This is a genomic window from Limnoglobus sp., assembly GCF_059499385.1.
The window spans coordinates 40,084-48,959 of record NZ_JCABYM010000143.1; the positions used below are offsets into that span (position 1 = coordinate 40,084).

The window sequence follows — 8,876 nt, forward strand, 5'->3', positions numbered from 1 at the left end:
TGTCGGTCTCATGGCCGCCCCCACCTACGACCTGGTCGAGCACTTCTTCCGCCACGAGTACGGCCGGCTGGTCGCCGGCCTGACCCGTGCGGTCGGGGTCGCGCGGCTGGAGTTGGTCGAGGACGTGGTGCAGGGGGCGTTGGTCCAGGCACTGCAATCGTGGGCGCACCGCGGCGTCCCGGGCGACCCGGCCGGGTGGCTCTACCGGGTCGCCCGGAACGCGGCGGTGGACGCCCTGCGGCGGGACAAGCGGTGGGCCGAGCTGAAGGAGAAGTTGGCCCGGCCGCCGGAACAGGAAGCCGGCGCGGAACCGGCCGGCGAGATCGCGGACGACCAGTTGCGGCTCTTGTTCGCGTGCTGCCACCCGGCGCTGCCGCTGGAATCGCAGGTGGCGCTCGCGCTGAAGACGCTTTGCGGCTTCTCGACCGGCGAGATCGCCCGTGGGCTGCTGACGACGGAGGCGAACGTCTTCAAGCGGCTGGCCCGCGCGAAGGACCGGTTGAAGGAGATCGACTTCGACCCGGCGGTCGTGACCCGCGACCACCTCGGCGAGCGGCTCGAAGCGGTCCGGACGGTCGTGTACCTGCTGTTCAACGAGGGCTACCACTCGGCCCAGTCCGACTCGCTGATCCGCCGGGACGTGTGCGACGAGGCGCTGCGGCTGGCCCGGATGCTGGCCGACCACGCGGCGACGGCCGACCCGACGACGTTCGCGCTGGTGTCGTTGATCTGCTTCCACGCGGCCCGGTTCGACGCCCGGATCGCCGGCTCGGGGCAGCTCCTGTTGGAAGACCAGGACCGCTCGAAGTGGGACGGCCGGTTCGTCCGCGAGGGGATGGACTGGCTGGTGCGGTCGGCGAGCGGCGACGTGGTCACGCACTACCACATCGAGGCCGGCATCCTGTCGAAGCACGCGGCGGCCCCGACGTTCGCGGCGACGGATTGGGGGCAGATCGTCGGACTGTACGACCTACTCGTCCGGATCGCGCCGACGCCGGTTCACGTCCTCAATCGGGCCGTGGCGGTGGCCCAGCGCGACGGCCCGCGGGCGGGGTTGACGGCGTTGGAAGCCGAGGACGTGCCGGCGGGGTACTACCTCTGGCCGGCGGTCGTCGGCGAGTTGTGCCGGCGGGCCGGGCAGGTCGAGCGGGCGAAGGACCAGTTGACGCTCGCGCTGGCGTTGGTGGCGTCGCCGGGCGAGCGGGAGCTGATCCTCCGGCGGCTGGCGGCGTGCGAGGCCGTCACTTCGTCGGCAAGGGGATGACATAGGCTTCCGCCTCACTCGCCGTGCGAACCCGCGGGCCGCAGCCGATGAGGACGCTCTTCCCGTCGGCCGCAAGATCGAGCGCGTAGATCGGCCCGAACGCAATTTCGCTCGCCGCCTTCAGCTTCCCGTCGGCCACGGCCCACACCGCGAGCGACCCCTGGTTCCGCGGCGCGGTCCCGGCGGAAACGAGCGACTGGCCGTCGGCGGCGAACCGCACGGCATGGACGAACCCGGCGTGCGACGGGACCGGCTGACCGGGGCCGCTCGCCTTCAGGTTCGGGTTCGGGAAGTCGCGGACGAGGTTGCCGGTGGCGACCTCCCAGAGTTTCACTGTCCGGTCGCTCGACCCGGACGCGAGGAGCTTGCCGTCCTTCGAGAACGCGAGACAGAACACCTGGTCGCGGTGGCCCGGCGGCACGGGCTTCCCGGCCTCGGGCGGTGTGAGCGGGAAGCCCTTGATCTCGCGGACGGGGTTGCCGGTGACGGCGTCCCAGAGCTTGATCGACTGGTCGAAGCTGCCGGTCGCGAGGAGCTTGCCGTCCGGCGACCACGCGACGACGTAGACCGGGTGCGGCTGCGGCATCGCGACGTGGGCCTTGATCTCCCGCACCGGCGGCGCGCCCGGCTTCGACAGGTCGTAGACGCGAACGATCCCGTCGTGGCAGGCGGTGGCGAGCTGCTTGCCGTGCTTGTCGAAGGCGACGCAATCGACGAGGTTGGGGTGTTGCAGGACGCGCGTCGGCTGGTCGGACGCGACCCGCCAAGTGCGGGCCGTCCCGGCGTCGTCGCCGGTGACGAGTTGCTGCTCGTTCAAGTACGCAATCGACGTGACGGCGGCCGGGTGCGGGAACGTCTGCACGACGGAGCCGAACTCCGCCGGCAGTGGTTGACCGGTCGTGAAGAGGACGTTCCACACCGTCACAGTCTTGCCGTCGAGGACGCCGGCGAGCGACTGGCCGTTCGGGTGGAAGGCGAGTTCGCTCACCTTCGCGGCGACCTTGAACGACCCGGCGAGTTGGTTGTTGCTGAGGGTGTAGACCTGCACCGTCGAGTCGGCCCCGACGGTCGCGAGCAGTTGACCGTTCTTCGACACGGCGAACGCGGTCGCGGGACCGGCGAGTTCCATGCCCTGTTCCTTCTGAAGGTTGCCGACGTTCCACCGGCCGAGCGTCTTGGTGGCGCTCAGCGTGAGCAGCGAGTTCGTGTTAGGTACGGCCGTGAGGTTGCCGCGAACGAGGTCGGCGTCCTTCGCGTTGCGGACGAACGACACCGGATGTTGCGTGACGGACTTGTCGTCGATGACGTACACGAGCGGTTGGCTCGGGTGGTACGCAACGGCGACCGGGTTGCCCGCGGCCGGGAAGAACTGCTGCGGCTGACCGGTCGCTACGGAGAAGATCGTCGCCGACTTGTCGGCCGTCCCGACGAGTAGGAACTGCCGGTCCGGGCTGAACGCGAGGCTCGTCACGTCGGCGGGCAGGGCGGGGAAGTGGAGTTCCTTGCCGTCGGCGGTCTGCCAGAGCTTCACCGACTTCCCGGCGGCCGCGGCGACGAGGGCCCCGTCGCGGGACAGCGCCCAGGCTTTCGGCGCGTCGGCGAGCGTGCCGAAGGTGCGAACATCCTTGCCGGCGTTCACGTCCCACGCCTTGACGGCCTTGCCCGCCCCGATCGCGAGGGCCTGACCGCTCGGCAGCATCGTCGCGAGCTTCACGCCGGCCACGTCTGCCACGACCGCCTTCGGCTTGGCGGGCTTCTTCGGATCGACCGGCAGCTTCCAGAGCTTGAGCTTGCCGTCGTCGCCGGCGGTGAGCAGGTCGGTCTTGCTCGCCGCGAAGCTAACGGCCCGCACGGCCTTCGCGTCGGCCGCGATCTCACCGCGGGCCTTGCCGTCGGTCCCCCAGAGCAGCACCTTGTTGCCGGTGGCCACGGCGAGGGTCGCGTTATCGCCGTTCCACGCGACCGCCTCGACCGCGGCGGGGGCGGCCGGGATGGTGGCCGTCACTTGGCCGCTGCCCGCGTTCACTAGCTTGATCGACTTGTCGGCCATAGCGACGGCGAAGGCGTTCCCGTCCGGCGACGGCACGGCGAGGGTGGCGCTCGCGAGGTCCGCCAGCTTCTTCGCCGGCTGCGGCTGCTGCGGCCACACGCGGATCGTGCCGTCGGTCGAAGTCGTGACGACATTGCCGCTCGGGTGGGCGAGCAGGCCGTTCAGCTCCGTCGGCCCCGTGCCGACCGCCGCGATTGGCTGCCCGTTCGCAACCGTCCAGTAGCGAAGGATGCGGTCCGCCCCCGCCGTCAGAATCGTCTGGCCGTTCGGGGAGAAGGCCAGCGCGACGACGCCCGTGCCGGTCGAGATTTCCACGACCTGTTTTCCGTCGCCGGCGGACCAGACGCGGACCTTGCCGTCGCTGTTCCCGGCCGCGTACTGCTTGCCGTCCGGCGAAACCGCGACCTTCACGCCCTTGCCACCGAGGGCCGCTTCCGTCGTCGGCTTGGCGCTCGGCACGTCCCAGACGCGGGCGAAGTTGTCCGCCCCGCCGCTGGCGAGCTGGTCGCCGGCCGGGGAGAACGCGACGGACAGGACGAGACTCTGGTGGCCCTGCGGCCCGCCGAGGGTGCGAAGTTCCTTGCCGTTGGCCGCGTCCCACAATTTGATGGACTTGTCGAAACTTCCGGTGGCGACCAGCTTCCCGTCCGGGCTGTAGCCGACCGCGTAGACCGGCTCCGTGTGCCCCTTGAAGGTGACCGACGGCTTGACCTCCGCCGGCGGCTGGGCGACGAGCGAGCAACAGGCGACGGCGAGCGCGGCGAGCGGGAGGGAGCGGCGGAGCATCGCAAGACCTCGGACGGGATGTTCGGCGGGAAGGGCAGTTTCGCAGGTCGCACGCCTGGAGTCAACGAGGAGGCGGGATGGACTTTCACGACCCGGTGAGCGCCGCGAGCCACCTGTTTGCGGCCGCGTGGTGCTTGTTCGTCGGCCTGTTCCTCGTCCGCGTCACGCGCCACCACCCCGCATCGCACCGGCTGAGCATCCTCTTTTACTCGCTGACGGCGGTGACGCTCTACCTGTGCAGCGGCTTGTTCCACGGCTTGCAGTACCCGACGCACAGCCCGGCGATGAAGCGGCTGTGGCAGCTCCTCGACCAGACGGCCATCTACTGGCTGATCGTCGGGTCGAACGTACCGATCGCGGTCTACCTGCTCTCGCCGCCGGCCCGGCTGTTGCAACTCGGCGGCATGGTCGCGTTCGCGGCCGTCGGCACGGCTTGCCTGTGGGTGCTGCCGAAGGCCCCGCACGAACTGCTCATTGGGCTGTACGTCGGCCTCGGGGTGACCAGCTTGATCCCCCTTCGGACGTACTTCCGCCTGCTCGGTTGGGGCGGACTGTTCTGGATTTTCGCACTCGCGGCGTTCTACATCGGCGGCGCGGTGATTGAAGCCGTCAAGTGGCCGACGCTGATCCCGACGCTCGTGGGGCCGCACGAACTGCTGCACCTGTGCGACATCCTCGGCACGGCGGCGCACCTCGTCCTGTTAGTGAAGTACGTCCTGCCGTTCGGGCCGGTCACGGGCCGTTCTCCTTGAAGTTTTCCCAGTCGGCCCGGATCGCGTTGTACATCGCCACGGAACTCTCCGCGAGCCATCCCTCCGGCCGGCGGGCGAGGTCGGCCAAGATCGCCGGCCGTGCGTCCGCCGTGCCGAGGTGGACGTTCGCCGTCTCCGCCCCCATCGCCAGGAACAGGACCCGCACGTCCGTCACCCGCGTGAGGTCTTCGAGTTCGATCCGGTAACTCCGCGGGGCGATCCGGCGGACGATCCACCGCTCGCCGGGCTGGTAGAACGGGTCGGGACAGCGCACGGCCCGGCGTTCGAGTTCCGCCGCGCGGAACGGGGTCGGCGTGTTGTTCGCCCACGCCGTCGAGGGGGGCGTGACCGCCTTCGCCTCGCGGGCGACCCACGACCCGGCCCACTTCGAGAGCAGGATGTACCGCGGCTTGCCGAGGCTGCCGACGCCGACCTTGTACCGGAACCGCACCGCGGCCTCCCCGGCGGGGACGGGGAGCGATTCCGAGAGCCGTTCCAACACGCCAGGGGGCGGGGCGGCGGGTTCGTCCTTCAGCACCTTCGTGACCTTCTTCCAGAACTCGAACGGCTCCCGGTCCTCGGCCATCGCCATCGCCCGCAGCTCCGGGTGGTGCTCCTCCAACACGAACGGCTCGCCCTCCCGTTGGAGTTGCGTCCGATACCCGGCGAGCAGCCAGCCGCACACCTTCGACGACTTCACGTCCAGCGTCGCGGCCGTCTTCGCGAACCGGAAGCTCGTCGCCAGCCGGACCAGGTCGTTCGTGTACGGCAGCTCGTCCGCCTCGTCGAAGTCGTTGACGCCCCACACGAGCCGCCCGTCGGCGTCCCGCCACGTCCCGAAGTTCTCGACGTGCGAGTCCCCGACGGCCAACACCGGCGGGGCCGTCGTGAGGTCCGGCAGGTGTCGCTGCCAGACTTGCGCCCACCGGTAGTACGTGCCACGGAAGAACGCGAAGGCGTTGTCCGCCATCTCGTCGTGCTTGTAGTCCAAATCCTTGTCGTTCGCCTCGCACTGGGCGCGGAGCCACGATTCGTAGGAACGGGTCGCCTCGGTGACGTTCACGGTCGGCCCTCCGGGGATGCGACTACCTTCGCAGATGCGGGAACCGGACGCAACCATTGGCGTTCCCGGCCGGGGGCGGTATCATCGCCGACACCTGCCTCCCGCCGAGCATTCGGCACGATTCCCACTCCTTTCGGGTACTTTCATGCGAATCGCTTCGTCACTCTCCGCGTTCACCCTCCTCGCGGCCGCGCTCACGGCGACCGCCGCCGACCCGCCGCCGGGGTTCACCGCCCTGTTCAACGGCAAGGACACGACCGGTTGGACGCCGTGGGCCATTCACGAGAAGGGCGTCGGCCCGACCGACCCGGTCGGCACGGCCGTCTTCGCCCGCGCCGCGGTCTGGGCCGAGGAGGCAAAGAAGCACTGGACGGTCGAGAACGGCGAACTGGTCAACGACGGCCACGGGGCGTACCTGGCGTCGGTCAAGGAGTTCGGGGACTACGAGCTGCACGTCGAGTACAAGACGGTCGCGAAGGCCGACTCCGGGATTTACCTGAAGAACTCGCCGCAGGTGCAAATCTGGGACTCGACGGAAGCCGACCCGCAGAACCTCGGCAAGAAGTTCGGCAGCGGCGGGCTGTGGAACAACACCAAGTACAAGCAGGGCAAGGATCCGCTCGTGCTGGCCGACAAGCCGTTCGGCGAGTGGAACAAGTTCCGCATCATCCAGGTCGGGGCGCGGACGACCGTGTACCTGAACGACAAACTCGTCGTCGATCACGCGCTCATGGAGAACTACTTCGACAAGGCCGCCCCGCTGCCGAAGAAGGGGAGCATCCTTCTGCAAACCCACGGCGGCGAAATCCGCTGGCGGAACATCTTCGTGAAGGAGTTTACGGCGGCCGAGGCGAACGACATCCTGGCGAAGAAAGTCGGCGACGGGTTCACGCAGCTGTTCGACGGCACGTCCCTGACCGGCTGGAAGGGGGCGGTCGAGAACTACGAGGTGAAGGACGGCGCGATCGTCTGCAAGCCGAAGAAGGGCGGCGTGCTGCACACGGCCGAGGAGTACGGCGACTTCGTCGCGGCCCTGGAGTTCAAGCTGCCGTCGAAGGGGAACAACGGCCTCGCGATCCGCTACCCCGGCGAGGGGGACACGGCCTACGTCGGCATGTGCGAGTTGCAGATTCTCGCCGAGGACTACGCCGGCATCGACCCGCGGCAGGCCCACGGCTCGGCTTACGGCATGGCGGCCGCGAAGAAGGGCTACCAGCGGCCGGTCGGCGAGTGGAACTTCCAGCAGGTGACGGTCAAGGGGGCGACGATCCAGGTCGAGTTGAACGGCAACCTGATCCTCGACACCGACCTGTCCAAGATCAAGGAGTACATGGCGAACTCGCCGCACCCTGGGAAGGACCGGAAGGCCGGGTTCTTCGGGTTCGCGGGGCACAGCGACCCGGTCGCGTTCCGGAATATCAAGATCAAGAGGATCGAGAAGTAAGGTTGTCGTTGCCACTCCCCGCCGACGTTCGTCGGCGGGCTTTCGCCCTTTTTCCCCAATCCAGGAACATCCCATGACGACTCGAATTACGCGCCGGTCCGCGCTTAAAGGCATCGCCGGCGTCGCGGCCCCGTTCGTCTTCCGCACGCACGCCACGGCCGCGCCGAGCGAGACGCTCTACCACGCCAGCTTCGGCGCGGACGGCATGGGCGCGTCCGACTGGGGGGCGCTCACCGCCAGCCCGCACGTCAAGCTCGTCGCCGTCGCGGAGGTCGATCCGGCCCGCGTCGCGAAGGTGAAGCAGAAGTTCCCGGACGTGAAGGTCTATTCCGACTGGCGGGAGCTGCTCGACAAGGAAAAGAATCTCAACTCCGCGAACATCTCCACGCCGGACCACATGCACGCGGCGATCTCGCTCCGCGCCATGCGGCAGGGGCTGCACGTCTACACGCAGAAGCCGCTGACGCAGACCGTCGCCGAGGCCCGGCTCATGGCGAAGGTCGCGGCCGAGAAGAAGGTCGTCACCCAGATGGGCATCCAGGTCCACTCCGCGGCCGAGCACCGCACGGTCGTCGCGACCATCCAGTCCGGCGCGATCGGCAAGGTGAAGGAAGTCCATAGCTGGAGCGGCAAGACGTGGGGCGACGACAAGCCCCGCCCGGACCGCAAGGACGACGTGCCCGCCGGGTTGAACTGGGACGGCTGGCTCGGCGTCGCCGCGGACCGGCCGTTCATCAAAGGCTACTACCACCCCGGCGAGTGGCGGCGTCGGCTCGACTTCGGGACCGGCACGTTCGGCGACATGGGCTGCCACATCCTCGACCCGGTGTTCGGCTCCCTCGCCCTGACCGCGCCGAAGACGGTCCGCTCGACCGGCGAGCCGGCCCACGCCGACAGCTGGGGCCTGGAGACGGCCGTGACGTTCGAGTTCCCGCAGACGAAGTACACGACCGAGACGTTGACCCTGCACTGGACGAACGGCATGCGCCGCCCGCCGGAAGCGGTGACGAACCACATCGGCGGCCGGAAGCTGGAGTACCAGGGGAGCATCTACGTCGGCACGGAGGGGGTCATGTACTCGCCCTACGTCGGCTTCCCGGTCCTGCTGCCGGACGAGAAGTTCAAGGAGAAGAAGGACCTGCCGCGGCTGGAGGCGCAGAACCACTACCTGCAGTTCGTGGAGGCGTGCCGCGGCAACGGGAAAACATCCGCCCCGTTCTCCTACGCCGGGCCGATGACGGAGGCGATCCTGCTCGGCTGCCTCTCGACGCGGTTCGCGGGCAAGTCGCTGGAATGGGACGCGGAGAAGCTGACGATCACGAACGACGCGGCGGCGAACAAGTTCGTCCGCCGCGAGTACCGCAAGGGGTGGGAGATCGCGGATTCGTTGTAATTGTTTTAGCCGCGAGGCGGAGTCTTCGGAGCCGAGCGCGGCGACCGCCCGGCCACCCCACCCACGCCCCCCCCCGCGGCTCAACGGTAACATCCCCCGGGTTCCAGAGAAGCGCCAGTTACCC

At 68.9% G+C, this 8,876-nt stretch carries 6 protein-coding genes; 4 read left to right on the plus strand and 2 right to left on the minus strand.

Going from position 1 to position 8,876, the window contains the following annotated elements:
• The first annotated feature begins 10 nt into the window (after positions 1-10).
• A complete protein-coding gene (locus AC5JJ2_RS24585) occupies positions 11-1,264 on the plus strand; it encodes an RNA polymerase sigma factor (protein ID WP_495860691.1) in 1,254 nt (417 codons plus the stop codon).
• Here AC5JJ2_RS24585 and AC5JJ2_RS24590 read toward each other — a convergent pair.
• Positions 1,242-4,100: a WD40 repeat domain-containing protein gene (locus tag AC5JJ2_RS24590; protein ID WP_495860692.1), complete on the minus strand. Its 2,859-nt coding sequence runs from the start codon at positions 4,098-4,100 to the stop codon at positions 1,242-1,244. The two genes, AC5JJ2_RS24585 and AC5JJ2_RS24590, sit on opposite strands and share 23 nt — an antisense overlap.
• Before the next feature lie 77 nt (positions 4,101-4,177).
• Here AC5JJ2_RS24590 and trhA point away from each other — a divergent pair, with 77 nt between their 5' ends.
• Positions 4,178-4,852, plus strand: coding sequence for a PAQR family membrane homeostasis protein TrhA (trhA, locus tag AC5JJ2_RS24595; protein ID WP_495860693.1), 675 nt, complete (start codon positions 4,178-4,180; stop codon positions 4,850-4,852).
• Here trhA and AC5JJ2_RS24600 read toward each other — a convergent pair.
• A complete protein-coding gene (locus tag AC5JJ2_RS24600; protein WP_495860694.1) occupies positions 4,833-5,915 on the minus strand; it encodes a DUF2252 family protein in 1,083 nt (360 codons plus the stop codon). The two genes, trhA and AC5JJ2_RS24600, sit on opposite strands and share 20 nt — an antisense overlap.
• Before the next feature lie 145 nt (positions 5,916-6,060).
• Here AC5JJ2_RS24600 and AC5JJ2_RS24605 point away from each other — a divergent pair, with 145 nt between their 5' ends.
• Together AC5JJ2_RS24605 and AC5JJ2_RS24610 are read left to right on the plus strand one after the other, a co-directional pair.
• Positions 6,061-7,359: a 3-keto-disaccharide hydrolase gene (locus AC5JJ2_RS24605; protein WP_495860695.1), complete on the plus strand. Its 1,299-nt coding sequence runs from the start codon at positions 6,061-6,063 to the stop codon at positions 7,357-7,359.
• Between the two features lie 73 nt (positions 7,360-7,432).
• Positions 7,433-8,752: a Gfo/Idh/MocA family protein gene (locus tag AC5JJ2_RS24610; RefSeq protein WP_495860696.1), complete on the plus strand. Its 1,320-nt coding sequence runs from the start codon at positions 7,433-7,435 to the stop codon at positions 8,750-8,752.
• Positions 8,753-8,876: the final 124 nt, after the last annotated feature.